Genomic DNA, 26,963 nt, shown 5'->3' on the forward strand with positions numbered 1-26,963 from the left:
CTGATTTCCAGGTGAAGGTGCGTGGTCTGCGGATCGAGTTGGGTGAGATCGAGTCGGCGTTGACGGCGTTGGACGAGGTGGCCCAAGCCGTTGTCATAGTCCGTGCCGACGAGCGCCTGGGTGATCAACTGGTCGCCTATGTGGTGGCCGCGCCGGGCAGCACGGTCGTGGTCGACGAGGTGAAATCGGCTGTGGCGCGGCAGTTGCCCGCCTATATGGTTCCTGCGGCGCTCATGGTGCTCGACGCGATCCCGGTGACCGCCAACGGCAAACTCGACCGCGCGGCGCTGCCCGCACCGGTGGCCCTCGCCCGCGAGTATCGCGCGCCGGTCACCCTGGAGGAACAGGCCATCGCCCAGGTCTTCGCCGTCGTGCTCGGTGCCGAACAGGTCGGTCTGGACGACGATTTCTATGAGCTGGGCGGCAACTCGCTCGCGGGCATCCGGGCATGCGCGGCGCTCGGCGCCGTGCTGGGCCGGCCGGTGTCGCTGCGCCTGCTGTTCGCGAACTCGAGCGTCGCCGGGCTGGCCGCGGCGCTGAGCGCCGGCGATCAGTCCGCCGTCTCCGACGACGCCGACCCGGCGGCCGACATCGTGCTCGACGCGGCGATCAGTGTCGAGGGCGCGGCCGCGCCGAATACCGGTGAACCACAATCGATCCTGGTCACCGGCGTCACCGGGTTCCTGGGCATCTTCCTGCTGCGCGAGCTGCTGGAACGGACGACCGCGACCATCTACTGCCTGGTCCGGGCAAGCGACGACGCCGCCGCACTGGCCCGGATCGACACCGTCGCCGACCAGTATCGGGTCGATCTGGATGCGCACCGCCACCGGATCGTCGGTGTCACCGGCGATCTGGGCCGCCCGCTGCTCGGGCTCTCCGCCGAGCGGTTCGCCGGTTTCGCCGAGCAGATCGACGTGATCTACCACAACGGCGCCCAGGTCAACCACCTCGAGCCGTACTCCCGGATGCGGGCGGCCAATGTCGGCGGCACGGTCGAGGTGCTGAAGCTGGCCACCACGACACGGGTCAAACCGCTGCACTATGTGTCGACAGTGTCCGTGCTGGGCGGCGGCCCCCGGGAAAACGGTGTACCGGTCGGGATGGCGGGCTACTCGCTCACCAAGTGGGTCGCCGAACAGCTGGTGTGGGCGGCCATCGACCGTGGCATCCCGGCCACGATCTACCGTCCCGGCCTGCTCACCGGTGATTCCCGCAACGGTGCGGCCCCCGTCGACGACGCGGCGACGACCATGATCCGCGCCATGCTCGTCCTCGGAATGTGGCCGGACTTCGGTGAGGTCGACCAGCAGATGGCGCCGGTGGACTTCGTCGCCGGTGAGCTCGTCCGGATCTCGCGCGATCCGAACCCGCAGGAGACGGTCAACTACCTGACCGCGTCCAGCGCCGGGATCTGGCCGATCCTGCTGGCGGAGGCCGAGCGTCGCGGCTATCGGGTCGACGTCGTCGAGCCCCCGGAGTTCGCCGCGGGGATCGCCGACGCCATGGAAGGGGCGATCGCCAGCGGCGACCACATCCTGGTCCGGGCGGCGGCACTCATCGGCAACTACGCCGGGCGCGGCGCGGCGGCCGACGACGCGGGCGAGCCGGAGCCGGACCCGGCCGAGGACAGCGAAGTGAAGCTGACTCTGCCGAGGGTCGACGCGGAGATCATGTCCCGCTACTTCGACTACTACATCGAGACCGGCTTCTTCCCGGCTCCGCAGCCGGGACAGCTCGACGAGGTAGGTGCGAGAAGCTAGCGAACCGGGATGGTGGCGGCCATGGCGGCCGCGCCCGCATCGTTGAGGTGCATGCCGTCGCCGGAGTCGAACTCGGGGCGAATGAAGTCGGGCCGCTCCGGGTCGGCGACGGCGGCGTCCACGTCGAAGACCGCGTCGAAAACCTCGGTGGCGCGCAGCCATTCGTTGACGGCGCGACGCGTCGGCAGGGTCTCCTCGATCGGCATGCCCGGATACACGCAGCCGGCGTAGGGGCCGATGGTGGCGGCGTGCACGGTCAGGCCCGCGGCGTGCGCGCGCTCGGCCAGCGCGGTGAAGCCCGCGATGAGCTCGGCGGCGGTGGCCGGCGGCTGTCCCGCCATATCGCCGAGGATCAGGTCGTTGATGCCGAAGTTGAGCAGCACCCGGGTGACGCCGGGCACGTCGAGCACGTCCCGCGCGAAGCGATCCAGGCCGGAGGCGCCGATCTCGGTGCGCAGCAGGCGATTTCCGGCGATGCCCTGGTTGACCGCCCAGCCGTCGGCCAGGCGGGCGTTGAGGTAGTCCACCGAGCGGTGGTTGGCGCCGAGGGTGGTGCCGACGCCTTCGAACCAGGAGTCGCCGAAGGCGACGATCACCTGGGCGTCGTCGGCGGTGTGCACGTCGACGCCGGTGACGAAGAATCGCGCCGGAACCTCTTCGCGCAGCGGTGAACTCGCCGCCGCGACCTGGTTTCCACTTGTCACATAGGCGATTTCGGCGGGCTGGTGCGAGAAGGTGGCCAGGCCGGTGGGTTCCGGAAGGTACAGGCTGAGCAGCAGGTCGGTGCCCTGGCGCACGGCCCCCTCGACCGGATCGGAGATCGCTTCGGCTCCGGCCGGAATGGTGACCCGCGCGCCGCCCTCGAACAGCAGCGGCTGGTCGGTCTCGGCCACGATCTCGTCGTCGTTCTTGCGCAGTGCGACCCGCGCGGCCCCGATGACCAGTGGCTGCTGCCCGTACCGGTTGGTCAGGCGCACGCGGATCCGATCGCCCGCGCCCGCGAGGTGCAGCGGCTGCCGCACCGTCTGGTCGGCGAACGCGCGCGATTCGGCGAGTTTGATCTGCTCGTCGGGGCTGATCACGGCGGAACGGAAACCGGCGATCCAGCGAGACATCGGAACCTCCAAATAATTGACGCGAGGAATATTGCGTAGACATATTTCTAGCGAGAGATGTTCCCGGTGTCAACTATCTGCGTGGCAAATAATGCGCTAGGTTGGCGACATGGACCTGTTCGACGATCCTCGCCTGACCACCATGGGGCTGCTGTTCGAGGCGCACGCCGGACTGCTTGCCAAGTTGGAGCCGACCTGGAAGCGGCACGGCCTGTCCGGGCTGGACCTCAATGCCCTCATGCGGCTGAGCCGTTCCCCGCAGCGCCGCCTGCGGATGACCGACCTGGCCACCCAGACCGCCCTGTCCACCAGCGGCGTCACCCGCCTGGTCGATCGCCTGGCGGCTGCGGATCTGCTACGGCGCGAACCGGATCCGGCCGATCGGCGCAGCTCCTACGCCATCCTGACCGATGCGGGCGAGCAGCGGCTGCACGCCGTACTGCCCGCCTACCTCGCCGCGATCGATCAGTGGTTCACGGGCTTGCTCACCCCGGCCCAATTGGACGGGCTGACAGCGGCATTGCGCATCGTGCGCGACGCGGTCAACCCGGAGGCGACCTCCCGCACCGACTGATCCGGACCGGGCGGGGATGCCGCAACCGTGTGGGCCGGTCTAGGCTCGAACGTGCCAGTGCTGTTATCGCTACTGTTCAGCGAGGTCGGAGGTGGTTCCGATGGCGATCCCGATCCCTCGGGGCGACCGTTGGACGGCAGCGGATCTCGATCGCATGCCCGAAGACGGATTACGGTACGAGGTGCTGAATGGTCAGCTGGTCGTGAACGCCGCTCCCGAACCGAGACATCAGTGGTTGATCAAGTGGCTCGAACGCGCACTCGATGCGGCATTGCCGTCCGAGCTGGTGGCGATGTCCGGCGTCGGCGTCCTGATCGGCGACGACGAGCCGGTTCCCGACCTCGTCGTGCTGGCGGGCCCGGTGCCGATGGACGGCCGCGGTATCCCGGTGGAACAGGTGGAGCTGGTCGTCGAGGTGGTATCGAAGTCCACGACGATGCAGGACCGCCTGGTGAAGCCCGAACTCTACGCGGCCGCAGGAATTCCCACGTACTGGCGATTCGAGATCAATCCCTTCAAGGGCCAGTTGCCCGGCGAACCATTGCCGGTCCTGCTAGCGTTCGCGCTGGGAACCGATGGTATCTACGAACCAACGTTGCGCGCGGCAGCCGGACAGACTGTCACCGTGCACTCGCCATGCGAATTCGCCATCGACCCTGCCACACTCATGCCGTGATCGTGTCGCGTGCGACCTTCTCGCGCAGTGTCAGGCCGACGATCAGCAGGAACGCCACCAGTGCGCAGCCGGTTCGGGCGAAGTGGAAAGCCTCCCAGCGGGCCAGGATTTCGGGGTAGTCCGACGGGGGGATGCCGACGGCCCACTGTTTGATGTGCTGGTTGATCGGGACATTGCCGAACCGGGTGATCAGGAACGATGCCACGGCCAGGGTGGTGGCCGCGCCGCCGATCCAGCGGGTGCGCCCGCTGCCGAGGACGGCGACGGCGAGACAGCTGGCAATGGTCAGGCCCATGAGTGCCTGCATGACAACACCGTTCACGCTCATCAGCGCGGTGTGGAAGGTGAAGCGGGTCTCCGGTGTCACCTTGCGGAACGCGTACACCACGTTGACCGCGCCGTAGCCGAACGCGCCGGCCAGCAGGCCGCCGAAGAGCAGGGCGCCGGCCCGCGCCCAGCGCACCCGGGCCCTCAACGCCGGGCCTCGGCGAGCAGTTCGTCCACCGACCACTGGTCGTCGGCGTGGACGCCGTGCTTGGCGGCCAGTACCCGGCCGTCGGGTGCGATCAGGAAATCCGCGGGCAGGCCCAGGCGGCCGCCTTCGGGATGGTCCGGGGGAGCGATCTCGCGTTTGCGCAGGACCACGCCCACGGTGCGGATGACGCCGTGGGCGATGGTGGGCCAGGCGCGTGGATCGAGCAGGGCGCGCGGACTGGATTCGACACCGAATTCGCGGTAGAGCGCCCGATCCGGATCGGCGATGAAGTCGAGCGGGAAGTCGGCGGTGTACTTCCGCAATTCCGCTGCGCTGGAATGGAAGACGACCACTTCGCGGATATTCGCGGCGGTGATCTCGGTGTGCCGGGCGACGATCGAGCGCAGGTGCAGATTGCAGACCGGGCAACCCGCGAAGCGCCGGAATTGCAGGTGCACCAGGCAATCCGGATCGGGGACGGGTATCGATGCGCCGGTGACCGTGGTCAGCTCGCGAACGGAGACGGCGGTGGGAAGTGGCATGGGCGGCCTCTCGGAGTTGTAGGTGTACGTCGTACACCTACAGACCAGTATGCGCGTACCTTGTACGCTGTCAACCCATGCCCCGCCCACGCTCGCTGAGCACCGCCGACCTGGCCGCCGCCGCGCTCGCGGTCATCGACCGCGACGGCTTGGCCGGTCTGACCATGCGCGCCGTCGCCGAGCAGCTGCGCGTCGCGACCATGGCGCTGTATCGCTATGTCCCCAACCGGGAACGGCTCGAGATACTGGTGATCGATCGGGTGCTCAGCGAGATCGACCTGTCGGCCCCGCCCGGCGCCGCGGGCGAACAGCTCCGGGTGCTGCTGGAGCGGATGCGCGTCGCGGGGGCGGCCCACCCGGCCGTGGTGCCGCTGCTCACCCGGCACCGCCAATCCGCGCCTGCCGCCCTGCATCTCATGGAGGCCATGCTCGCCATCCTGACCGCCGCGGGCCGCACCGGCCGCGACCGGGTCCTGGCGCAGCGCACCCTGATCGCCTATCTCCTGGGCTTCCTCCAGAACGAGCACTACGCCGCCCTGTCCGGCGCGGGCACCAGCGTTCTGGCCGACCTCGATCCCGCCGACTATCCCCATATCGTCGCCACCGCCGCCACCGCACGCACACTCACCCCCGCCGAGGAGTTCCACGGCGGCCTCGACATCGTGCTCCGCGGCCTCGCGCTCTAGCCGGACCACAATCTCGCTGGTTACGGCATGTCGCCACGATGCCCGGCGCACACTCGAAGGGCAGGTAGGGAGTTGGCGTCATGACCGAGCCGATGCGGATGAGTGATGAACACCGCGAGGAATTCTGGCGGCGCTGCGGCTGGGCGCCGGACCTGCCCGCCGACCAGCGGCACGAGATCGAGCGGCGCTGGGACGACCAATCCATCGATCTCGCAGAGCTTTTCGGCTGGTAACCGTCGAGCAGGTCAGTCGCCCGCGAACGGCGTGTCGCGCCACAGCTCGACGGCGGGCATCAGATAGCCCACCAGATCCGGCAGCTGCGGTGCGAGGGTGAGGGTGGCGACGACCCGCAGCATGCCGACGGCATCGACGAACCGCAGCACGTCGTCGTGCAAGGGCCGGAGCCGATTGCGTTGTGCGCCACGGTTGTACACCTCGGCGTGCTCGGGACCGAGCGCGGCCAGATCCCATTCGACCGGGCCGAGGGTGATCAATTCGAAGTCGGAGTAACGGTCGCCGTCGACACCTGAGAAGATGTTCGCGGTCGGCGAATCGCCGTGGATCGGCTGGAGATCGACACCTGGGAACGCCTCCTCGAACGCCGCCCGGGATCGGACCAGCGGTTCCAGGCGCTTCCACTCCCGTTGCGCCCGAGTAAGATCCGCCGCCGCCAGGAGGTCGGATCGGCGCTCGAGCGCGACCAGGCTCGCGGCGACGAAATCTGGATCGGCGGCCGAGAGGAAATCCAGCGTGCCCGGGTAGCCGCGCAGGGCGGCGTGCAGGTCGGCGACGCTCTCGGAGTTCGCCAGATAGTCGGGCTCTCGATCGCGATCCTCGGCGACATACTGCCAGAACGTGATCGAGAAGCCGTCGCGCGATACCGGTTCCGGCGCGACGAGCGGACTGGGTTCGAGTACCGGCGTCCCCCGGTCGGCCAGCCAGCGGGTCACGTCCAGTTCCGCGCGCTGCCGCCGGGCCAGGGCATCGAGACTCTCGGTGTGCGGCAGCACCGTCGGCACGCGGGCCACCACCGGCGCCGGAGCCAGGTGGACCACGACGGAGAACAGATCGTGCAGCACCGCGGCATCGGTCACGGTGAGCCCGAGATCTCGAGCGGACCCGACCGCGGCGTCCACCGCGGCACCGGTACGGCGCGCGAGATCGGCTGGGGTGGCGAAATCGGTCATGGTCCGATCGTGCCAGGCCGGCGTCAGCCCTTGCCGCGACCCGCCTTGAAGCCGAAGTCCCAGTGATACATCCGCGCGATCTCCATCACGCCCGCACCCGGCTGACCGGCCGGCGGGCGGATGAACGTGCCCTCGCGGCGCACCACCAGTTCGCCGTTGATGTTCTCGATGTGGGCCAGCACGGCATCGCGTGAATCGTCCTGGCAGCCGTCCAGCGTCATCTCGATCGGCGTCGAGTTCAGCGGATACAGCGTCACGGTGGCGTGCACGCCGCGGAAATCCTTGGCGCCCTCGTAGATCGAGGTGAACACCAGGATCCGGCGGAAGTGGGCGGTGAAATCCAGGTTGATGTCCAGGTTCTCGCCGGAGGCGCTGGCCCCGGTGCGGTCGTCCTGATCCAGGCGGATATAGGGCGGACGCTGGAGATCGCCGAAGGAACGGTCCAGTGCGCGCACCGAACCGATTCGGCCGTCGGCCAATTCGAAGAAGCAGCACAGGTCCAGGTCGAGACCGCCGTTACCGCCGCGAGAGCGCCGCCCGAACAGGCCGCCGCCGCGAGCGGGCTGGGTGGTGGTCCAGTTCAGGTTCACCCGCATGGTGCCGCCGGTCGCACCCGACTTGGTCAACGAGACCGAGGGGGCTTCCTTGGTCAGCGAGATCTTGCTCAGATTGACCGGCGCGCCCTGGGGCGGCGGGGCGAACTGCTGCTGCGGGGGCTGCTGGTACTGCGGTGGCGGCGGCGCAGGCTGCTGGAATTGCGGCTGCGGCGGCTGCTGGAACTGCTGTGGCGGCGGTGGCGGCTGCTGGAACTGCGGCGGTGGCGGTGGCGGCTGCTGGAACTGCGGCGGTGGCGGTGGCGGCTGCTGGAACTGCGGCGGCGGTGGCGCGTACTGCTGCACGGGCGGGGGAGCGGGCGCGTCGTCGACGGAAATGCCGTAGTCCGTGGCCAATCCGGCCAGCCCCGAATCGTAGCCCTGGCCGACCGCGCGGAACTTCCACGCGCCCTGGCGGCGATACAGCTCACCCAGTACGAAGGCCGTCTCGGAGGTCGCGCCGGTGCTGTCGAACCGGGCTACCTCGGCGCCGTTGTTCGCGTCGAGCACCCGGACATAGAGCCCCTGGAACTGCCCGAACGTGCCGCCATCGGCCGAGGCCGCGATGACGATGGTCTCGATCGGCGCCTCCACCTGGTTCAGATCGACCCAGAGCCGATCCTGCACGGTCGGGCCCTGCTGCTTGCCCTCGTGCCGCACCGCGCCGGAGGCATGCTGTGGCTGGTTGTAGAACACGAAGTCGTTGTCGGAGCGGACCTTACCGCCCACGAGCAGCAGCGCGGAGGCGTCCGCGTCGGGAACGCCGGGACCGGACTGCCACCCCAGTTCGATGCGGACCACGGGCATCGGCACCGCAACGTTGGCGCCCTTCATCATCGACACAGCACCCAAACTACTGGACCCCGCCCCGGCCCGTCACCCCAATAGCCACCCGCGCCGTCAGCGGGTCGGCGGCGCGATCTTCCACTGCGTGTTCAGCGCCGCCGCGATCTCCGGCAGCACCGTCACCGGAATCCGCTTGCGCCGCAGCATCTCCCGGATCTCGCTGACCTGCTCGCGTTTGCGCAGGTCGTAGGCGCCGGAGACGGGCCGGGTGACCGGCGGGATGGACAGTAACACCAGCTCGCCGTGCTGTTCGTCACCCTCGGTGAGATCCAGCGCCAGCGCCCAGCGGTCCCGATCATCGAGGGTGAAACGACCCGCCACCACCCGGTCCCACTCGATCGGCGTCTCGTGCCACGGTGTGCGCAGCAGGATCGCCGCGTCGGTCAGGACGATCGCGTCTCGTTTGAACAGGGCCACCAGCGCCGCGATCCCGGCGCCCAGGCCCACCAGTGCGCCGGGAAAGACCCCGGGCGGTCCCAGCACCGCGACACCCGCCGCGCCGAACGCCGCGATGACCAGCACCGCGATCGCGCCGTAGAGCGCGATCCGCCGTACCGGCACCACACCCGCGCGCACCGTCGTCTCGCTGTCGTCCGTCACCTTCGACACGATTTCCAACGTAACCGAAATCCGGGACGGAGATCAGGCCCGCAGCGCGACCGCCGCCTCGGCGGTGTAGACCAGGAACTGCAGGCTCTCCTGGAAATAGAGCTGCACGTTCTCGGCGTCGTGGGACAGATAACCGATCGAGATGTCCTGTCCGAGACGCAGATCGAAGTCGCCGCCGCGGGTGGTGAGCACGAAGGCGCCGTCGATGGCGGGCGCCCAGATGATCTCGCCCTCTGGAATCAGGCGCTCGATATGCGTGCGAATCGGGTGGCCGTGATCGGAGGTCTCGCTGACCGCGGTGTACAGATCGGCGCTGAGCAGCACCGAGTACGGTCCGTCGACACCGGCCAGGCGCAGCGCGGACAGCGCCTGCGCCACCGCCTCGGGCACCTGCGTCGGATCGGTCGGCACCGGGATCGGCGCGTTGGAGGCGCTGGCCCGTACACCGGTGATGCCCGCGGCCGCATAGCCTTCGAAGATGGCGCGGTCCTCGGCGAAGGCGATCTTGCGCGCGGCATCCTTCACCGGATCCAGGTCGGCGTCCTGGGCGCCGCGCTCGACATTGTCGAGTTCCTCGCGCGACAGCGTGAACGGCACCCGCAACTCCACCAGCGGCGCGACCAGTCGCTGCCGCGCCTGCACACCGTTATCGGGCGCGCTGATCGGCTGCGTCCGGCCCAGGCCGACCGCGGAGTAGTCCGCGCCGTGCGGACCGGACAGATCGACCACCCGGCGACCCGCGATGTGACGCTTGAAGGTTCGTCCGGCTTCTTCTTCGATCGCCTGCCACGCTTCGGAGGTGATCGGCGCCAATTCCCGATGCAGGTTGTTCATGACCTACTCCTTTTCAACGTGCCGATGCCGAGTGAGCCACTGCCAAAGCTGTCGACCATGGATGGAACGCTGTCGTCCGCCGAAGATTCCCCGGGCGGGCCGGGCAGGTCGTCGAAGAAGTCCGCGGCGGGGGTGAAGAACTGGGTGCCGGTGACGGCGGTGGAGAAATCCAGGATGCGGTCGTGGGTGGCGTCCTCGGTGCCGAGGAACATGCGCTCCAGCATGGCGTCGGTGACGTCGGGCGACGCGGCGTAGGCGATGTAATACGTGCCGAACTCACCGTCCTTGACACTGCCGAAAGGCATGTTGGCGCGCAGGATCTGACGCTGGTCCCCGGTCTCGGGATCGACGACGGTGTTCACGGCGATATGCGAATCGGCGGGCTTGTCCTCGTCGGCGAACTCGTAGTCCTCGAGCTTGGTTCGCCCGATCACGCGTTCCTGCTCGGCGACCGGCAGCGCCTGCCAGGCGGTGAGATCGTGCAGGTACTTCTGCACGACGACGTAGCTGCCGCCCGCGAAGCCGGGATCCTCGTCGCCGATCAGCGCGGCCGCCGCGGCCTGGCGGCCCTCGGGGTTCTCGGTGCCGTCGACGAAGCCGAGCAGATCACGCTGTTCGAAGTAGCGGAAACCGACGGTCTCGTCGACCACGGTGGCCGCGCCCGCGAGCTTCTGGCCGATCGCCATCGCCAATTCGAAAGCGGCGTCGGCGGTTTGGGACTTGATGTGGAACAGCAGATCACCCGGTGTGGCGGGTGCCTGGTGCAGTGGGCCGAGGTAACCGGGGAACTCGCGCAGCGCGGCCGGGCGGGGCCCGGTGAACAGACGATCCCACGCCGCGGAGCCGATCGAGGTGATGACCGACAGATCCGAGCCGGGGACCCGGAAACCGATCGACCGGCGCAGACCGCCGAGATCGGCGAGTAGCTCGCGAATAGCGGGTTCGCCGTCGTCGTCGATGGTCGCTACCAGGAAGATCGCACTCGGTGAGAGAGGATCGAGGACCGGCTGTGGCTCACCCATGGCCACCAGCCTAGTGGCTGGTGCTACTTGGCCACGGTCAGCAGGAACGCGACATCCTCGTTGGCTTTCACACTGTGCCGTGCCTTCGGCACCACCAGCAGGTCGCCGGTCGAACCCTTCCACTCGTTGCTGCCACTGATCAGGGTCAGTGTTCCGCTGAGCACCAGCAGCGTGGCATCGCCGGCGTTGTCGTGCTCGGCCAGGCTCTGACCCGCCGACAGACCCACCACGGTCTGCCGCAGCGAGGCGGCGTGTCCACCGAAGATGGTCTGCGAACTGCGTCCGCTGGTGGCGGTGGCGGCCAGTTTGAGCTGTTGGCGGGCGACCGCGGTCAGCGATTTCTTGTCCATGGAGACGGCCTTTCGCATCACATCACTGGTGCCAGGGCTGGTGTCACCAGTTCAGGGCGGTGCGCGGACGGCCGGGCCCGGCCGGGCGCGTATTCAGGAGTATGCCCGACCCGCCCGGGACAGGGGCCCGGTTTGCCCGGGCGCGTCAGCGGCGGTAGCGCACGATCCGGAAACGCAGACCGCTCGACGATTCGCGCCACGGTTCGGGCGTGGCATGCCATTCGGGGCCGATCGGCGGGGCGTAGGCGTCGCCGTCGATCTGCGCGTCCACCTCGGTGACCAGGAGGTCCGTCGCGAGCGGCAGGGTCTCGCGGTAGATCTCGCCGCCGCCCGCTATCCAGACGTCACCGTCGGCGGCGGCGAGCGCGGCCTCGATCGATTCGGCCCGTTCGGCGCCCGTGGCCGACCAGTCGGCCTGCCGGGTGACCACGATATTGCGGCGGCCTTCCAGCGGCCGGAATCTGACCGGCAGCGAATCCCAGGTGCGCCGCCCCATGATCACCGGATGCCCCCAGGTGACGGCCTTGAAATTGGCCATATCCTCGGGGATGCGCCACGGGATGGCATTGTCGCGGCCGATGACGCCGTCGACGGTCTGCGCCCAGATCAGGCTGATTCCGCGCGAACTCACACCGCCACCGGGGCCTTGATCGCCGGATGATGCTGGTAATCCACGACTTCGATGTCGTCGTAGCGGTAGTCGAACAGCGAAGGCGCCTGGCGCAACCGCAGCCGCGGGAACGAATAGGGCGTGCGGGTCAGCTGTTCGGTGACCTGTTCGACGTGGTTGTCGTAGATGTGGCAGTCGCCGCCGGTCCAGATGAAATCGCAGGGTTCCAGGCCGGTCTGCTGGGCCACCATGTGGGTGAGCAGCGCGTAGCTGGCGATATTGAACGGCACGCCGAGGAACAGGTCCGCGCTGCGCTGATACAGCTGGCAGGACAGCTTGCCGTCGGCGACGTAGAACTGGAAGAAGGCGTGGCAGGGCGCGAGCGCCATCCGATCCAATTCGGCCACATTCCAGGCGGAGACGATGATGCGACGCGAGTCCGGGTTCGCGCGCAGGGTTTCCAGGACCTGGCTGATCTGATCGATGTGGCCGCCGTCGGGGGTGGGCCAGGAGCGCCACTGCACGCCGTACACCGGGCCGAGTTCGCCGTTCGCGTCGGCCCATTCGTCCCAGATCGAGACGCCGTGCTCGCGCAGCCAGCCGACGTTCGAGTCGCCGCGCAGGAACCACAGCAGCTCGTACACGATCGACTTCAGGTGCACCTTTTTCGTGGTGACCAGTGGAAAGCCTTGCGACAGGTCATAGCGCAGCTGATGCCCGAACACACTGCGGGTGCCGGTCCCGGTGCGGTCGGCCTTGGCGGTGCCGGACTCCAGCACCAGCCGGAGCAGATCCTCGTACTGCGTATCGGTCACGGGTCCCGAGCTTAGTGCGGGGCGGCGCATGGAAAGCTTCCGGCACATGCGCAAGCTCTTCGTGATCGGCATCGGCGCGGGTGACCCCGACCAGGTGACCGTGCAGGCCGTCAAGGCCATGCGGCAGGTCGAGGTGTTCTTCGTCATCGGCAAGGGGGCGGAGAAACAGGAACTTCTCGACGTGCGCACCGCTATCCTGGCCGAGCACATGGATCGCCCGTACCGGATCGTGGAGATCCCGGACCCGCCCCGTGATCGCGCGCCCGCGGATTACCAAGGGGAGGTGCGGGACTGGCACGACCGCCGCGCGGCCCGGCTCGGGGACGCCTTCGAGCAGGTCGAGGGGGTGGGCGGCATTCTCGTCTGGGGCGATCCGTCGCTGTACGACAGCACCCTGCGCATGGTCGAGCGGGTGCTCGAGCGGGGCGCGGTCTTCGACTACGAGGTGATCCCGGGCGTGACCAGTGTGCAGGCGCTGGCCGCGCGGCATCGGATGGTGCTGCACCGGATCGGCGAGCCCGTGCACATCACCACCGGTCGCCGCCTGCGCGAGGAGGGACTCGGCAGCTCCGCGGTGGTCATGCTGGACGGTGACTGCTCCTTCACCGAGGTGCCCGGCGCGGACATCCACATCTGGTGGGGCGCGTACCTGGGGATGCCCGACGAGGTGCTGATCGAAGGCCCGCTGCGTGCGGTCGAGCAGCGGATCGTCGAGGTGCGCGGCCGCCTGCGCGCCGAGAAGGGCTGGATCATGGACGTCTACCGACTGCGTCGCGGCTGATCAGCACGGGTTGTCGGTGCCCGCGGGTAATCTGAACCGCGTGCCTGAACTGCCGGAAGTGGAGGCGCTGGCGCAGTTCCTCCGGGAACATGCGGTCGGCGCGGTGGTGGGGCGGGTCGATGTGGCGGCCCTGAGCGCCGTCAAGACCTTCGACCCGCCGGTGACAGCGCTGTCCGGGCGCGATGTCACCGGAGCCGGGCGCTGGGGCAAGTTCCTCGGCATGGATTGCGGTGGCCTGTGGCTGATCACGCATCTGTCCCGGGGCGGCTGGCTGCGCTGGCTGGACGAGCCGAGCCCGACACCGCCGAAACCCGGCGGTAAGAGCCCGCTCGCATTGCGCGTGCACTTCTTCGATCCCGAGGGCGCGACACCGGCTTTCGACCTCACCGAGGCGGGCACCAAGAAGCGGCTGGCGGTCTACATCGTCGAGGATCCGCAGCTGGTGCCGGGTATCGCCCGGCTCGGCCCGGACGCGCTCGAGGTCACAGAGGAGCAGTTCACCGAGATCCTGCGCGGCGCGTCACAGCGGATCAAGACGGCGATCGTCGATCAGACCTTGATCGCGGGCATCGGTAACGCCTACTCCGACGAGATATTGCACACCGCCCGGGTCTCGCCCTTCGCGAACACCAAAACCGTGCCCGCCCAGAAGGTTTCGGACCTGTACCACGCGATGCGGTCGGTGCTCGCCGATGCGGTGCAGCGCTCCGTCGGTCAGGATGCCGCGCGGTTGAAAGGGGAGAAGCGGTCCGGAATGCGCGTGCACGCCCGCACCGGCCTGCCCTGCCCGGTCTGCGGTGACACGGTCCGCGAGGTCTCCTACGCCGAACGCTCGTTCCAGTACTGCCCGACCTGCCAGACCGGCGGCAAGGTCCTGGCCGATCGGCGGATGTCGCGCCTGTTGAAATAGCCCGTCGCACAATCGGTCCGGTCGTGTCGTCGGATCAGGGACGACGATTCCGACGGTTTCGCCGCCGCATGGACGCGCCCGCACGGGGTGGCAAGGCGGTCATCGTCGCCGATGTGCTCGGCCGGGCGGTGGGTGCGCGCACTCAGGTCAGGGTCGCGGCGGTGATGCCCTGCCAGGCCAGGCGTTTGGCGTGGTCGGGGTCGTGCTCCAGGCGGGTGGGGCTGTCGATGATCAGTGTGGAGCGGCGGTCCTCGGTATAGGCGGGCCAGGAGGGCAGTGGCGCGCCGGTGCGGGCGAATTCGAGCCAGTTGTCCTGGAATTGGCGGGTGACGGTCTGGAGGCCGCGTCGGCCGCCCGCCGCGGTGAGCAGGCGGCCGAGTGGGCCGTCGACGGCCCCGAAGACCGGGATGAGGTCGGTGGCGTGGGTGGCGCCGACACCCGCCAGGCGCAGGGCGCGCGGGGCGAAGTCGTAGCGGTAGGCATAGGTGGGCGCGTACCGGCTGTGCGCTGCCATGAGGGCGACCGAGGGCCGCCAGAAAACGTAGTCGCCGCCCATGCGCACGGCCACGCGCTGCTCCGGATAGCCGGGATAGGCCGCGGTGACCCGGGATTCGGCGTTCTCACCCGCGTATTCGAACAGTCTGCGCAGACGCTCCGGTCTGGTCGGCAGGGCGTCGGCGGCGAACCGGTCGAACAGCACGCCCTCATCGCGGCAGGTGCCGATGATCAGCGGTAGGCGGTGTGCCCTGCCCTCGGCGAAAGCGTCGAGTGGGGACTGCGGTAGGTAGTCGCCGTCGATGACCGGGCAGGCCGGGAACAGGCCCGGCCGCTCCCGCATCACCTGACCGATCACCCGGGCCGAGGCTTTGCGAATGTCGTTGGCTGACGACTCGGTCAGCGCCCGGACCGCGTCATCGGGTCCGAGCGCCTCGAGACAGCGCCGGGCGAAAACCCGGGCGTCCTCGGCGGACAGCGCCCAGTCCGCGGGCGGGCTCTGCGCGATACCCCGGTGAAAAAGGCCTTTCGCCTCCGGCGTCGCGTACAGCGCGAGCACCGCGTGCGCGCCCGCGGATTCGCCGAACACGGTGACATTGCCGGGGTCGCCGCCGAACGCAGCGATATTGCGCTGCACCCAGCGCAGGGCCGCGACCTGATCGCGCAATCCGAGATTGGACTCGAAAGGCCGCTCGGCCGTGCCGAATTCGCTGAAGTCGACATAGCCGAAGACACCCAGCCGGTAGTTGATCGACACGACGATCACATCGCCGCGCACCGCCAGCCGTGCGCCGGAATAGAGGCCGAGCGCGGACGTGCCGAGCAGGTAGCCGCCGCCATGGATGAACACCATGACCGGACGGGGTTTCGCCGAAGGTGTCGCGGGCGCGGTGACATTGAGGGTGAGCGCGTCCTCGCTGGTCGGCTGATACTGCCGCGGCCCGATCCGGGCACCCGCGCGATGCTGCATCGCGGCGAATCCGAACTCGGTGGCATCCCGGACTCCGGTCCACGGCACTACCGGTTGCGGTGCCCGAAAACGCCACTCACCCACCGGTGCGGCGGCGTAAGGCAGAGCGCGCCAGCGCAACACATATCGGCCGCGCCGCCCCCGTACCGTGCCGTCGGAGGTCTCGATATCGGTCGATGCCAGCATCAGTCGATGGTAGCGAACCGGCGGGCACTGGCCCAGACAGAGATTCGACCGCTGGGCCGATCCGGAAGCCGCACTCAGGTCGGTGCGGGAACGTTCGTCGGAACCGGGAGCGGGCTGGTCGCATGGCGGATTCGCGGTTGAGTTGGCTTCGCCGACCTGATGTGGGTGCCGGGACTGCCGTCCGGAATCAGCGAGCGAGGTGGTGATCGGTTGCTGTGTGAGCGGGCAGCCTGATCGCCGACGGGCATCCTCCCGGCTAGGACGTGTCAGGGGGTGCTGTCGGGGCGGCAGTGCGGGCAGCCGGTGGCGTGCATGTCGGAGAGGACGCGCCCGCATTCGGGACAGATCTCGCTGAGCAGACAGGCGGGGTCGCCGAAGTCCGCGGTGGGCAGGCGCGGCGAAGTGTCGCCTGGATCGGACGGGTCGTTGCGCTCGGACGGAGTGCCCTTCATCGCGGCTACTGGAGGTAGCCCTCGACCTGGCCCGCGGTGTTGACCTGCGCTTCCTCCGGCGAGGTCCCCGCGTCCATCCGCGCCCGCCGCTGCCGCAGCAGGTCCCAGCACTGGTCGAGCAGCACCTCCAGCTCGCCCAGCTGCTGCCGTTCGGTCACCGGGTCGATCTCGTGTGTCGTCGCCTTCGCCCGCAGATCATGCTCCGCGGCGACCAACTGCTTGATTCGAGCCAGGATGTCCTGTTCGGTCATGCCGACCATGCTAGGCCCGGATCCCACGATGTCATCCGAATCGCCGCCGAATCGACCCGTACACGGATCGGACCCGAACGATCAGGCAAGGTCGGGCACCTGTCGGCCGGCCGAATCGTCAGGCGACCGCGGCAAGGCAGTCGGCGGCTATCGGGATGGCAGTGGTCAGGGCGGGGAGGGGGAGGGCGGCGTAGCCGAGGGTGATGCCGAAGTTGTGGCGGGTGGGGACAAGGGAAGGCATTGTGCACAGCCGGGGGTTCGGCTCGGGTTGGGCGCACAGGTGGTGGCGGGCCAGGCCGTCGAGCGCGACGCCGCGCGCGTGGGCGAGGGCGATGGCCTGGTCCTCGGCGGCGGCGGAAGAGAGGGGGACGACGACGTGAGAGCCGGCGGCATCGCCGAGGACGTGCAGGCCGCGGGCGCGCAGGGTGCCGACCAGGAGTTCGCGGCGGGGCGGCAGGGTGCGGCGGAGACGGCGGAGGTGACGGGCGAGATCGCCGTGGCGGGCCAGGGCTGTGAAGACATGCTGCCCGGCGGGGCTCGGACCGGTGCCCGTGCGTTCCCGGTAGGCGAGGACGGCGGCGGTGATCTCGGGTGTCGCGACCAGCCAGCCGACGCCGAGCGCGGGCGAGAGGATCTTGCTGGTGGTGCCGAGATGGATCACCACATCCGGTGCCATAGCGGCCATCAGTGGCAACGGCGCTGTGTCGTAGCGTAATTCACCGTCGTAGTCGTCCTCGAGAATGAAAATGCCGGTGCGACGCGCGAATTCGACGAGTTCCACGCGCCTGGCGGCGGGCATGCGCGCTCCGAGCGGGAACTGGTGTGCCGGAGTGCAATACACGGCACGAACGTCGGCGGGTATCCGGTCGACGCGCAGCCCGTCCTCATCGCAGGCCACCGGATACACCTGGATACCCGCCGCGAGAAACGCGCCCGCGGCCCGCTGGTATCCGGGATCCTCCATCGCGACGATGTCGCCGGGGCGTAGCACCGCGTTCGCGAATTCACAGACCGCCGAACTGGTTCCGGCGGTCGACAGGACAACCGCGTCGGGACCCGCCCGTAATCCACGATGCCGCAACAGGTGTTCGACCACGGCCGTACGGAATCCGGGTTCCCCCGCGCGCTCCCTGCGTGTCACGGCCGAGTGGTCGGCGGCCGCGCGCCACGCCCGCCGCCACGCCGCCGGATCCAGTGCGTCGATGCAGGGCGCTCCGGGAAACAGATCGAGCAGTCCGGCCTCGTCCTCGGGGCCGGCCGGCGGGGCGGGTGGCGCGGGTGGCGCTACGGGCGCCGTGGTCAGGTAGGTTCCGGAACCTCGCCGACCGGCCAGCCATCCTTCCGCGTGCAGCTGGTCGTAGGCGGCGGCGATCACCGTCCGGCTCACCCCGAGCTGCCGCGCCAACGCCCGCGACGACGGCAACCGGTCCTCGGCACGTAGCGCTCCGCTGGTCGCCGCCGCGCGCAAGCCATCGGCTACCTGCACGGACAGCGGTTCCGCCGCTGTGCGATCGAGCATCAAAGGTAGGTCCTCCAGCATCGGAACCTCCGAATTGGACTGGTCGAATACAAGCGAATTGGCACTTCAATAATGCCACTCGCCCCAGCAGGCTGGTTCCATGAGCACCCGGACCCCCCTTTCGCCGACCCCGCGCAGCACCGTGACCCGCATCAAGGATCGCGCCCGCACCGACCGGGCCGACCTGGACGCCGTCCTGGACGCCGGGATGGTCTGCCACCTCGGCGTGCTGCTCGGCGACAGCCCTGTCGTCCTGCCCACCATCTACGGCCGCGACGGCGACACCGTCTATCTGCACGGCTCCACCGGCGCCGGCAACCTGCGCGCCGCCCTGCGGGGTGAGATCTCGCTGTCCGTCACGCACGTCGACGGCCTGGTCTATGCCCGCTCCGCCATGCACTTCTCGATGAACTACCGCTCGGCCGTCGTGCGCGGTCGCCCCGTCGAAATCGCCGACCCCGAGGAACGTCTCCGGGCCCTGCGGGTGATCGTCGAGCACGCCGCCCCCGGCGCCTGGGACCGCGTCCGCCCGCCGAGCAAGAAGGAAATGGCCGCCACCATGGTGTTGGCGCTGGATCTCACCGAGGCGTCGGTGAAGATTCGCACCGGCGGCCCCGGCGACGACCCCGCCGACATCGCCACCGGCGGAGTCTGGGCGGGAGTCCTTCCCCTGCAACAGGTTTGGGGCGAACCCATCCCGTCACCCGACCTGGAGCCCGGCCTGGAGACACCGGGCGACGTCCTGAACCGGTTCAGGGCCTGACCGCGATCGCTGGTCGCGGGTGGTGTGGGCGGGCTCATTCCGTGATCGGGGTGTTCTGGGCGGCGGCCAGCCACCACTCGCCGTCGGTCTCGACCAGCACATACATCGCCATTTCGGAGAAGCCGCCGGGCGCGTGGGCCCGGCGGCGGATGTGGGCGATGACGATGTTGGGTGCGGGGCTCTGGGCGGCGACGACCTCGAAGTCGGAGGCGGGTGCGACCGCGGCGGCCATGAGTTGGTGGTGGATGGCGTTGAGATCGTCGTAGCCGACGAGGGTGGCGCCGTGGTGCGCTCCCCACATGATGTCGGTGGCGAACCAGCTGTCGTAGGCGTCGGCGTCCGCGGCGTCGAGTCCCTTCTGCAATTGCGCCGCCAACGCCGTCGCCTCGGTGTCGGCGAGTGGTTGCCGGGCCGGGTCGTGCAGGGCAGGTCGTGGTTTCATGTCGGCTACGCTAGAAGCTGAACTTTAGTTCAGGTCAAGTGCTGCCAGAGGGTGGGCCGAATCGGCAGGGGGACAGTCTCTATCGCGGCACCGAGGTCGATATCCGGGTCCGGCGTTACCAGCGCCAACGTGTAGTCCCCGCCGATTCGGCACAGATAGGCTGACAGCCTGGTCCGGGAAGGTTGTTGCAGCCCAGGGTGAATGGCGCGTGCTGCGACCCCGGCGCAGTGATGTGGACCGAGTCGCTCGAGCGTCATGGGCAGTGCCCCGATATTGGAGCAGAGGATGTCGCGCTCCCCGGCCCCTCTCGACAGGGCATAGGCCCAGCGATCCGGAATGACCTGGAGTAATTCCTCGGGCATCCCGCCGGGGCTGGACATCCGGTATTCATAAGCTGCCCTGGATTTTTCGCGAATCGACGCAGGATCATCCGCGCGCCGCACCTCGATCGAGGTCACCGCCAGATCATTATCGGTACGTGGCTCCTCCCGGGTATCCACCGGCAGACTCGCCTCGATCACATCCCCCGCGAACCCGCTCGCCCACAACAGTTGCGCGGTAAACCAAATGAACAGGCTGTTCGCGGTACCGCCCTGATCCGCCGCGATCCGATCCCACTGCTCCGCCGCGAATCGCAGAATCACGCTGCGGGAGTGTGGCTTTCGCGCCGATCCGACCTCGCCGGTGATCGGCCGCTGCGGAATTCCGCGCCGCAAGGCCCGAACCGTCCCGCGCAGCACGATCGACCATTGCCGCCGAGCATCCACCCAGTCCGACGAGCTCGCATGCGCGGCGCGCCCCGCACCGAGCGCGGACACCGTGCCCCGCGCCGGAATACGCCGATCCGATTCGCCCGATCGGCGTGTGTCGTCCCTCGCGACCAGGTTCGACCCAGCCCCGCCATCCCGCCGAGTGTCGGCGCGTGGCTCGGATCGGTGACCGGAGTCGTCGCCGCGTCGGTCTCGCGCGGTGTCGGGGCGTGGCTCGGATCGGTGACCGGAGTCGTTGCCGCGTCGGTCTCGCGCGGTGTCGGGGCGTGGCTCGGGTCGGTGACCGGAATTGTCGCCATGCCGGTACCGCTCGGCGGGCGTGTCGCCGAACGCGGCTGCCAGGGCGGCGGCGACGGCGTGGATCAGGCCGCGGCCGTCGGCGAGCGCGTGCGAGCAGGTGAGGGCGATGACGGTGCCGCCGTCCGCGAGGGGTGCGGCCGTCAGGCGCCAGCCGGGGCCGAACTCGGGATCGAGATCGCCGCCCTGGCTATCGGCCCAATCCAGCAGTGCGGCAACGGGTATCGGATCGGCCGTGTAGGCGAGCGGATGCGCGCGAACGGTTCGCTGCCAAGCGCGCCTGGCGCCGGGGACGCGGGGGCGAATTACTCTGCGCCCCAGTGGGCCGACCCGGAGTGCGGCATGCACCTGATCGAGCAGCGCTCGGTCGACGAGATCGGCGGTCCGCCACAACCCTTGCAGCGCAATGGGAGTGCCCATTCCGCGGTGGGTGCGCAGGAAGATCTCGTCGACGACGCTGAGGCGGTCCATCAGGAGCGGGCGGCTCCGTGTCGGCCCTCGCCCGCGGCGAATCGCGCCGCGCCGTCCAGGGCGCCGTCCAGCAGAGCCGCGAGCCCGTGCTGGAATTCGTTGCGCAGCGCGGCCGGTTCGTCGAGGCCGTCCTGTTCGAGCATCGACATGCGGTCCGAGCGCAGACAGGTCTGCGGTAGACCGGCGAGTTCGGCGGCGAGCTGTTCGGCTGCCCGGCGCGCTTCGCCGGCGGGCACGACCCGGTTGACCAGGCCGATCGTCAACGCCTCGGCGGCGTCCACGGCCCGCCCGGTCAGCACCATGTCCATGGCGCGCCCGTGCCCGATGATGCGCGGCAGCCGGACGGTGCCGCCGTCGATCAGCGGCACGCCCCAGCGTCGGCAGAACACTCCGAAGGTGCTGTCGGCTTCGGCGACCCGCAGGTCGCACCACAGCGCGAGTTCCAGCCCGCCCGCGACCGCGAACCCGGACACGGCGGCGATCACCGGCTTGGACAGTTTCATCCGGGTGGGCCCCATCGGGCCGTCGCCGTCTTCGGCGGCCTGGTTGGAGCGTTCGGTGCCCAGTGCCTTGAGGTCCGCGCCCGCGCAGAAGGTGCCGCCCGCTCCCCACAGCACGGCGACCGCCGCGTTCGGGTCGGCGTCGAAGGCGCGAAACGCCTCGGCCAGCGCCGCCGCGGTCGGCCCGTCGACCGCGTTGCGTGCCTCGGGGCGATTCAGGATGACCGTGGTCACCGGTCCGGTGTGTTCGACTCGCACACTCATCTACAGCGCCTTTCGTGTTGTTGCCGCTTCGACAATACGACTCGGGCACCCTTGTGTGAAGAAGTGAATCCATGCTTCACTTCTTACGTGGTGTACCGCAGAACCCCGGCCACGCAGGCCCGGCTCGACGCGCAGGCCGCACTCATCGTGCAGGCCGCGACCCAGGTGCTGTCCCGGGACGGATTCGCCGGGCTGTCCATGGCGGCGGTCGCGAACTCGGCGGGCGTGGCCACCGGCACCGTCTACAAGCATTTCGACGGCAAGGCCGATCTGGTCACCGCGGTGTTCCGCCGGGTGGTCGCCCATGAGGTCGAGGCGGTCCGCACCGCCGCTGCGGCGGGCGATGCGACCGAGCGGGTGGCCGCGGCCGTGGAGACCTTCGTGGGCCGCGCGCTCAAGAACCCGAAGCTGGCCTACGTGTTGCTGGTCGAACCGGTCGACGCGGTGGTCGACATCGAGCGCCTGCGTTTCCGTCGCGCCTTTGCCGAATCCTTCGAATCCGCTGTCGCCGAAGGTGTCTCGCGTGGCGAACTGCCGCCGCAGGATGCCCGCACCAGCGCCGCCGCCCTGGTCGGCGCGATCGGCGAGGTGCTGGCCGGTCCGCTGGTGGACGCGCCGCACAGCGAATCCGTTGTCCCCGAACTCATCTCGTTCGCCCTGCGCGCCCTGGGCGCCAACCGCTAGGAGCAGTCGATGCCGACTCATGAAGTCTTCAACCAGGTTCCCGACATCACGCCGTTCGACGCGTCCCGCAATCCGGCGTTGCTGGAGGGCCTGTACCGCGAGGGTGCGGGCTGGGCCGAACCCGAGGTGCGCGAACTCGGCGTGCGCGCCGGATCTTTCGAGGTCCAGGAGTGGGGTCGGCTGGCCAACGAGTACCCGCCCGTGCTGCGCACCCATGACCGCTACGGTCACCGCATCGACGAGGTCGAGTTCCATCCGCACTGGCACGACCTGATGAATGTCGCTGTGTCGCACGGCCTGCACGGCAGCCCCTGGATCGACGACCGCCCGGGCGCGCACGTGGCTCGCGCCGCCAAGTTCTACACCTGGGGCGCGGCCGAGGCCGGGCATATGTGCCCGATCTCCATGACCTACGCGATCGTGCCCGCCCTGCGGCACAATCCGGACCTAGCCGCGCGGTTCGAGCCGCTGCTCGCTTCGCGCACCTACGATTTCGGTCTGCGCGAGCCATCGGCCAAGGCCGGTCTGATCGCGGGCATGTCGATGACGGAGAAGCAGGGCGGCTCCGATGTCCGCGCCAACACCACCACCGCGACCCCGCGGCCGGACGGCAGCTACCGAATCGTCGGACACAAGTGGTTCACCTCGGCGCCCATGTCCGACATGTTCCTCACCCTGGCCCAGGCCCCGGGCGGCCTGTCCTGCTTCCTGCTGCCGCGCGTGCTGCCCGACGGCACCCGCAATCCGATCCGGATCCAGCGCCTGAAAGACAAGCTCGGCAACAAGTCCAACGCGTCCTCGGAGATCGAATACGAGAACGCCACCGGCTGGCTGGTCGGCGCCGAGGGCGCGGGCGTGAAGACCATTATCGAGATGGTCAATATGACCCGCCTGGACTGTGTGATCGGCTCCGCGACCGGCATGCGCATGGGCGCGGTGCTCGCCACGCACCACGCCCGGCACCGAGCCGTCTTCGGCGCCAAGCTGATCGATCAGCCCGCCATGCGCAATGTGCTGGCCGACCTGGTGATCGAGTCCGATGCCGCGACGACCGTGATGATGCGGCTGGCCGGCGCCACCGACCGGGCCGGGACCGATCCTGCGGAGGCGGCGCTGCGCCGGATCGCGCTGGCGGTCACCAAGTACTGGGTGTGCAAGCGCGCCCCGGCGCACGCCGCCGAAGCCCTGGAATGCTTCGGCGGCAACGGATACGCCGAGGAATCCGGTATGCCGCGCCTGTACCGCGAGGCTCCGCTCATGTCCATCTGGGAGGGCTCGGGCAATGTGGCGGCGCTGGACGCGCTGCGCGCCATGGGCCGCCAGCCGGAATCGGTCGAGGCGTTCTTCACCGAGGTGTCGCTGGCGGGTGGGGCGAACCCGCACCTGGACGACGCGATCGCCCGCCTCGGCAAGGAACTGTCGGAGATGTCCGAGATCGAGTACCGCGCCCGCCGCGTGGTCGAACTGATGGCGCTGGTGTTGCAGGGCGCGCAGCTGGTCCGGCACGGGCACCCGGCGGTCGCCGACGCCTTCTGCGCCACCCGGCTCGGTGGCGACTGGGGCAACGCCTACGGCACCCTGCCGCCCGGCGTCGACACCGCGGCCATTCTCGAGCGGGCATACGTGGCCTGACGCGTTCGCGCCCCGGTCAGAGTTTCGTGATCGGGGCGTGCTGGGGCATCAGCCGGATCTTGCCCGCGCTACCGAAGTCGATCAGGGCCGAGGCGGCCGGGCCCGCGCCATTGGCCTCGAGGACCCGGCCGAGGCCGTACTTGTCGTGTGAGACCCGATCGCCCACGGCGAGTACCAGGTTGGCGTTGCGGTGGGTCGACTTGCCCGGCGCCGGGCGGCGCGGGCCGCGGTCCCCGATACCGGGACGCCGCTCGTCCCAGCCGCGCGTCCAATCCCGTTCCACGCCATCGTCGTCGCCGCGGCGGCGACCGCGGGTGATCGGGGAGGGCGCCGGTTCGAGCCGCCGCCAATCCATCAGGTGGCCGGGGATCTCCTGCAGGAAACGAGATTCCGGGTTCTGCGAGGGCTGCCCCCAGGCCGAGCGGATGATCGCGCGGCTCAGATAGAGCCGCTGCCGGGCCCGGGTGATGCCGACGTAGGCGAGGCGGCGTTCCTCGGCCAGTTCGGTCGGATCGCCGAGGGCGCGCATATGCGGGAACTGCCCGTCTTCCCAGCCGGTCACGAACACCACCGGGAACTCCAGGCCCTTCGCGGTGTGCAGCGTCATCATGGTGACCACGCCACTGCCCTCGTCGGGAATCTGGTCGGTGTCGGCGACGAGCGACACCCGCTCCAGGAACGCGGCCAGCGATCCCGGGTCCGGTTCGCCCTCGCCGGCTTCGGGCAGCATGCCCTCGGCCCGCGCCGCCTCGGCGTTGTTGTGCGCCTCGGAACTGAATTCCCGTGCCACGGACACCAGTTCGTTCAGGTTGTCCAGGCGCGCGCCGTCCTGTGGGTCGTCGGAAGCCGCCAGTTCCGCGCGGTATCCGGTGCGATCCAGCACGGCCTCGACCACATTGCCGACATCGGGATAGTCGGCGTCGGCCCGCACCCCGGCGGCCCGGACCTCCTCCAGCAGGTCCAGGAAGCCCGCGATGGCCCGCTGGGCCCGGGTGTTCAGCAGCGCCACCTTGCCGTCGGCGGCATCGCGCAGCGCCGCGGCGAACCCGATATCGCGCTGCTCGGCATGCACCGCCACACACGCTTCGGCGCGGTCGCCGATGCCGCGACGCGGGGTGTTGAGAATGCGCCGCAGGCTGACCGCGTCATCCGGGTTCTCCAGGACGCGCAGGTAGGCGACGATATCGCGCACCTCTTTGCGCTCGTAGAACCGGACGCCGCCGACCACCTTGTAGGGCAGGCCCATCCGGATGAAGATCTCCTCCAGCGCGCGCGAATTGTTGTTGGTGCGATAGAAGACCGCCACATCGCTGTAGTTCGCATCGCCCTGATCGACCAGCCGGTCGATTTCGCGGGCCACGAACGAGGCTTCGTCGTGCTCGTTGTCGGCGACGTAGCCGGTGATCAGATCGCCCGCGCCGGAATCGGTCCACAGCTTCTTCTCGCGCCGGTTCTCGTTGCGTGAGATGACCGCGTTGGCGGCCGAGAGGATGTGCTGGGTGGAGCGGTAGTTCTGTTCCAGCAGAATGGTTTCCGCATCGGGGAAGTCGCGCTCGAATTCCTCGATATTGCGGATGGTGGCGCCGCGGAAGGCATAGATGGACTGGTCGGCGTCGCCCACGACGCACAGTTCGCTCGGCGGCACCGTGTCCGCCTGGCGTACCGCCTCGAATTCGGGATCGGCGGCCGCCGCGCCCGCGTCGATATCGTCGAGTTCGGGGCGGGCGTGATAGCCGACCAGCTCGCGGACCAGCACGTACTGCGCGTGGTTGGTGTCCTGGTACTCATCGACCAGCACGTGCCGGAAACGGCGGCGGTAGTACTCGGCGACCTGGGGATGGCGCTGGAGCAGCGCGACCGTCTCGCCGATCAGATCGTCGAAGTCCATGGCGTTCGCCGCGCGCAGCCGCCGCTGGTATTCGGTGTAGACCCGCGCCACCAGGCCGGGCAATTCACCGCTGGTATCGGTTTCGGCATCGGCGGTGGCCCGGGCCGGATCGATCAATTCGTTCTTCAGATTGGAAATGGCGGTGGCGAGCAGCCGGGCGGAGTATTTCTTCGCGTCGATGTCGAAGTCGCGGCTGATCATGGTGAGCAAACGCCGGGAATCGTCGGCGTCGTAGATGGAGAAATTCGAATTCAGCCCGGGCAGCAGTGCCGCCTGCATCCGCAGGATGCGCACGCAACTGGAATGGAAGGTCGACACCCACATGGTGTTCGCCCGGGGGCCGACCAGCCCGGTGACCCGCTCACGCATCTCGGCGGCGGCCTTGTTGGTGAAGGTGATGGCCAGGATCTGCCCGGGCGTTGCGCCGCGCGCGGCCAGCAGGTAGGCGATGCGCCGAGTGAGCACGGCCGTCTTGCCGGAGCCCGCGCCCGCCACGATCAGCAGGGGGCGCCCGGTATGGACGACGGCGGCGCGCTGCTGCGGATTCAGGCCCTCCAGCAGCCGCTCGGCCTCCTCGGTACGGCGCTGGTCCCGTTCGGCCCGGCGCTGCTCCTGCTCGTCGGCCCGGCGTTGTGCCTGTGCGGCGAGCGAGCCCGCGGGGCCGGGATCGGCCGGTGCGGTCGGGGAAGCGTCGGGGTGCCGGTTTCGTCCGGCTCGAGTCTGAGGAGTCACCGTGATGTCCATTGCCCATCCACGCTACCGGCGGGCACCGACACGGATGCGGGCCCGGTCGCCCCGAACGTCGCAAATTCGCAAACAGAAGTGTTTTGCATTACTTCCCGCCCGTGGCACACTGGCCCCATGCTCTGCGTTGTCGTGTCCATGCCGCTCCGGTTACCCGCCGGATACCGACACCCTCGAGCCGACTCGAGTAGCTGAGCGTAGTTTCTGGGGGGACGATGGAAGACCGATAGGTCTAAATCACGGGTGA

The 26,963-nt window shown here is 69.1% G+C and carries 29 protein-coding genes; 10 read left to right on the top strand and 19 right to left on the bottom strand.

The features are described from left to right. On the top strand, positions 1 to 1,763 hold a 1,763-nt coding region (locus ACFVMC_RS07510), incomplete at its 5' end, for a thioester reductase domain-containing protein (RefSeq protein ID WP_379207894.1). Here the strand turns inward: ACFVMC_RS07510 and ACFVMC_RS07515 are convergent. Further along, positions 1,760 to 2,878 (bottom strand): GDSL-type esterase/lipase family protein, encoded by a 1,119-nt coding sequence (locus ACFVMC_RS07515; protein WP_379207896.1) that lies wholly within the window; start codon positions 2,876 to 2,878, stop codon positions 1,760 to 1,762. The two genes, ACFVMC_RS07510 and ACFVMC_RS07515, sit on opposite strands and share 4 nt — an antisense overlap. A gap of 109 nt (positions 2,879 to 2,987) precedes the next feature. Between ACFVMC_RS07515 and ACFVMC_RS07520 the strand changes: the two genes are divergently transcribed. Next, a complete protein-coding gene (locus ACFVMC_RS07520) occupies positions 2,988 to 3,452 on the top strand; it encodes a MarR family winged helix-turn-helix transcriptional regulator (protein WP_379207898.1) in 465 nt (154 codons plus the stop codon). A gap of 100 nt (positions 3,453 to 3,552) precedes the next feature. After that, on the top strand, positions 3,553 to 4,128 hold the full coding sequence (locus ACFVMC_RS07525) for a Uma2 family endonuclease (RefSeq protein ID WP_379207900.1): 576 nt from the start codon (positions 3,553 to 3,555) through the stop codon (positions 4,126 to 4,128). On the opposite strand, the gene ACFVMC_RS07530 is transcribed toward ACFVMC_RS07525, so the two are convergent. Together ACFVMC_RS07530 and ACFVMC_RS07535 are read right to left on the bottom strand one after the other, a co-directional pair. Continuing rightward, positions 4,118 to 4,591 (bottom strand): anthrone oxygenase family protein, encoded by a 474-nt coding sequence (locus ACFVMC_RS07530; protein WP_379207902.1) that lies wholly within the window; start codon positions 4,589 to 4,591, stop codon positions 4,118 to 4,120. The two genes, ACFVMC_RS07525 and ACFVMC_RS07530, sit on opposite strands and share 11 nt — an antisense overlap. 8 nt (positions 4,592 to 4,599) lie before the next feature. Next, complete coding sequence (locus ACFVMC_RS07535) at positions 4,600 to 5,145, bottom strand: peroxiredoxin-like family protein (RefSeq protein ID WP_379207903.1); 546 nt, start codon at positions 5,143 to 5,145, stop codon at positions 4,600 to 4,602. A 77-nt stretch (positions 5,146 to 5,222) separates the two neighbouring features. Here ACFVMC_RS07535 and ACFVMC_RS07540 point away from each other — a divergent pair, with 77 nt between their 5' ends. Together ACFVMC_RS07540 and ACFVMC_RS07545 are read left to right on the top strand one after the other, a co-directional pair. Beyond that, on the top strand, positions 5,223 to 5,831 hold the full coding sequence (locus ACFVMC_RS07540) for a TetR/AcrR family transcriptional regulator (protein WP_379207905.1): 609 nt from the start codon (positions 5,223 to 5,225) through the stop codon (positions 5,829 to 5,831). An 80-nt stretch (positions 5,832 to 5,911) separates the two neighbouring features. Continuing rightward, entirely contained in the window at positions 5,912 to 6,064 is a 153-nt protein-coding gene (locus tag ACFVMC_RS07545) for a hypothetical protein (protein WP_379207907.1), read from the top strand. A 12-nt stretch (positions 6,065 to 6,076) separates the two neighbouring features. On the opposite strand, the gene ACFVMC_RS07550 is transcribed toward ACFVMC_RS07545, so the two are convergent. The 8 genes from ACFVMC_RS07550 to ACFVMC_RS07585 all read right to left on the bottom strand — a co-directional run bounded on the left by ACFVMC_RS07550 (position 6,077) and on the right by ACFVMC_RS07585 (position 12,727). Next, positions 6,077 to 7,018 (bottom strand): aminoglycoside phosphotransferase family protein, encoded by a 942-nt coding sequence (locus tag ACFVMC_RS07550; RefSeq protein WP_379207908.1) that lies wholly within the window; start codon positions 7,016 to 7,018, stop codon positions 6,077 to 6,079. Positions 7,019 to 7,041: 23 nt separating this feature from the next. Then, positions 7,042 to 8,448 carry a TerD family protein gene (locus tag ACFVMC_RS07555; RefSeq protein ID WP_379209439.1) on the bottom strand — a complete coding sequence of 469 codons (1,407 nt, stop codon included), beginning with the start codon at positions 8,446 to 8,448 and terminating at the stop codon, positions 7,042 to 7,044. A 63-nt stretch (positions 8,449 to 8,511) separates the two neighbouring features. Then, positions 8,512 to 9,066, bottom strand: coding sequence for a hypothetical protein (locus tag ACFVMC_RS07560; RefSeq protein ID WP_379207910.1), 555 nt, complete (start codon positions 9,064 to 9,066; stop codon positions 8,512 to 8,514). 33 nt (positions 9,067 to 9,099) lie between these two features. Next, positions 9,100 to 9,900 (bottom strand): family 1 encapsulin nanocompartment shell protein, encoded by an 801-nt coding sequence (locus ACFVMC_RS07565; RefSeq protein WP_379207912.1) that lies wholly within the window; start codon positions 9,898 to 9,900, stop codon positions 9,100 to 9,102. Next, entirely contained in the window at positions 9,897 to 10,922 is a 1,026-nt protein-coding gene (locus ACFVMC_RS07570; RefSeq protein WP_379207914.1) for a Dyp-type peroxidase, read from the bottom strand. Before ACFVMC_RS07570 ends, ACFVMC_RS07565 begins: the two co-directional genes overlap by 4 nt. A gap of 23 nt (positions 10,923 to 10,945) precedes the next feature. Next, positions 10,946 to 11,272 (bottom strand): cupin domain-containing protein, encoded by a 327-nt coding sequence (locus ACFVMC_RS07575; protein ID WP_357332663.1) that lies wholly within the window; start codon positions 11,270 to 11,272, stop codon positions 10,946 to 10,948. Positions 11,273 to 11,417: 145 nt separating this feature from the next. Continuing rightward, on the bottom strand, positions 11,418 to 11,903 hold the full coding sequence (locus tag ACFVMC_RS07580) for a dihydrofolate reductase (RefSeq protein WP_379207916.1): 486 nt from the start codon (positions 11,901 to 11,903) through the stop codon (positions 11,418 to 11,420). Beyond that, a complete protein-coding gene (locus tag ACFVMC_RS07585; RefSeq protein ID WP_379207918.1) occupies positions 11,900 to 12,727 on the bottom strand; it encodes a thymidylate synthase in 828 nt (275 codons plus the stop codon). The genes ACFVMC_RS07580 and ACFVMC_RS07585 overlap by 4 nt, the downstream gene beginning before the upstream one ends. Positions 12,728 to 12,743: 16 nt before the next feature. On the opposite strand from ACFVMC_RS07585, the gene cobF reads away from it, so the two are divergent. Then, positions 12,744 to 13,478 (top strand): precorrin-6A synthase (deacetylating), encoded by a 735-nt coding sequence (gene cobF / locus ACFVMC_RS07590; RefSeq protein WP_379207920.1) that lies wholly within the window; start codon positions 12,744 to 12,746, stop codon positions 13,476 to 13,478. Between the two features lie 40 nt (positions 13,479 to 13,518). Beyond that, the gene (locus ACFVMC_RS07595) at positions 13,519 to 14,388 is read left to right on the top strand and encodes an Fpg/Nei family DNA glycosylase (RefSeq protein WP_379207922.1); all 870 of its coding nucleotides are present in this window, start codon (positions 13,519 to 13,521) and stop codon (positions 14,386 to 14,388) included. A gap of 142 nt (positions 14,389 to 14,530) precedes the next feature. On the opposite strand, the gene ACFVMC_RS07600 is transcribed toward ACFVMC_RS07595, so the two are convergent. The 4 genes from ACFVMC_RS07600 to ACFVMC_RS07615 form a co-directional block, all read right to left on the bottom strand. Then, entirely contained in the window at positions 14,531 to 16,039 is a 1,509-nt protein-coding gene (locus ACFVMC_RS07600) for a carboxylesterase/lipase family protein (protein ID WP_379207924.1), read from the bottom strand. 266 nt (positions 16,040 to 16,305) lie between these two features. Further along, positions 16,306 to 16,491 carry a hypothetical protein gene (locus tag ACFVMC_RS07605; protein WP_379207925.1) on the bottom strand — a complete coding sequence of 62 codons (186 nt, stop codon included), beginning with the start codon at positions 16,489 to 16,491 and terminating at the stop codon, positions 16,306 to 16,308. A 5-nt stretch (positions 16,492 to 16,496) separates the two neighbouring features. Then, positions 16,497 to 16,742, bottom strand: a complete 246-nt coding sequence (locus ACFVMC_RS07610; RefSeq protein ID WP_379207927.1) for a DUF2630 family protein — start codon at positions 16,740 to 16,742, stop codon at positions 16,497 to 16,499. A gap of 118 nt (positions 16,743 to 16,860) precedes the next feature. Then, positions 16,861 to 18,261: a PLP-dependent aminotransferase family protein gene (locus ACFVMC_RS07615; protein WP_379207929.1), complete on the bottom strand. Its 1,401-nt coding sequence runs from the start codon at positions 18,259 to 18,261 to the stop codon at positions 16,861 to 16,863. 100 nt (positions 18,262 to 18,361) lie between these two features. On the opposite strand from ACFVMC_RS07615, the gene ACFVMC_RS07620 reads away from it, so the two are divergent. Further along, entirely contained in the window at positions 18,362 to 19,024 is a 663-nt protein-coding gene (locus ACFVMC_RS07620; RefSeq protein WP_379207931.1) for a pyridoxamine 5'-phosphate oxidase family protein, read from the top strand. 34 nt (positions 19,025 to 19,058) lie between these two features. Here ACFVMC_RS07620 and ACFVMC_RS07625 read toward each other — a convergent pair whose 3' ends face one another. Genes ACFVMC_RS07625 through ACFVMC_RS07635 form a run of 3 tightly spaced genes read right to left on the bottom strand, consistent with a single transcriptional unit; the run spans position 19,059 to position 21,768 of the window. Beyond that, positions 19,059 to 19,466: an SgcJ/EcaC family oxidoreductase gene (locus tag ACFVMC_RS07625; RefSeq protein WP_379207933.1), complete on the bottom strand. Its 408-nt coding sequence runs from the start codon at positions 19,464 to 19,466 to the stop codon at positions 19,059 to 19,061. Positions 19,467 to 19,495: 29 nt separating this feature from the next. Further along, a complete protein-coding gene (locus tag ACFVMC_RS07630; RefSeq protein WP_379207935.1) occupies positions 19,496 to 21,004 on the bottom strand; it encodes a hypothetical protein in 1,509 nt (502 codons plus the stop codon). Continuing rightward, positions 21,004 to 21,768 (bottom strand): crotonase/enoyl-CoA hydratase family protein, encoded by a 765-nt coding sequence (locus ACFVMC_RS07635; RefSeq protein ID WP_379207937.1) that lies wholly within the window; start codon positions 21,766 to 21,768, stop codon positions 21,004 to 21,006. Before ACFVMC_RS07635 ends, ACFVMC_RS07630 begins: the two co-directional genes overlap by 1 nt. An 87-nt stretch (positions 21,769 to 21,855) precedes the next feature. On the opposite strand from ACFVMC_RS07635, the gene ACFVMC_RS07640 reads away from it, so the two are divergent. After that, positions 21,856 to 22,452, top strand: coding sequence for a TetR/AcrR family transcriptional regulator (locus ACFVMC_RS07640; protein ID WP_379207939.1), 597 nt, complete (start codon positions 21,856 to 21,858; stop codon positions 22,450 to 22,452). 9 nt (positions 22,453 to 22,461) lie between these two features. Beyond that, positions 22,462 to 24,084 carry an acyl-CoA dehydrogenase family protein gene (locus ACFVMC_RS07645; RefSeq protein ID WP_379207941.1) on the top strand — a complete coding sequence of 541 codons (1,623 nt, stop codon included), beginning with the start codon at positions 22,462 to 22,464 and terminating at the stop codon, positions 24,082 to 24,084. A 16-nt stretch (positions 24,085 to 24,100) separates the two neighbouring features. On the opposite strand, the gene pcrA is transcribed toward ACFVMC_RS07645, so the two are convergent. Beyond that, positions 24,101 to 26,716: a DNA helicase PcrA gene (gene pcrA, locus ACFVMC_RS07650; protein WP_379207943.1), complete on the bottom strand. Its 2,616-nt coding sequence runs from the start codon at positions 26,714 to 26,716 to the stop codon at positions 24,101 to 24,103. Positions 26,717 to 26,963: the final 247 nt, after the last annotated feature.

Source organism: Nocardia sp. NPDC127579 (assembly GCF_042672005.1).
GTDB lineage: Bacteria > Actinomycetota > Actinomycetes > Mycobacteriales > Mycobacteriaceae > Nocardia.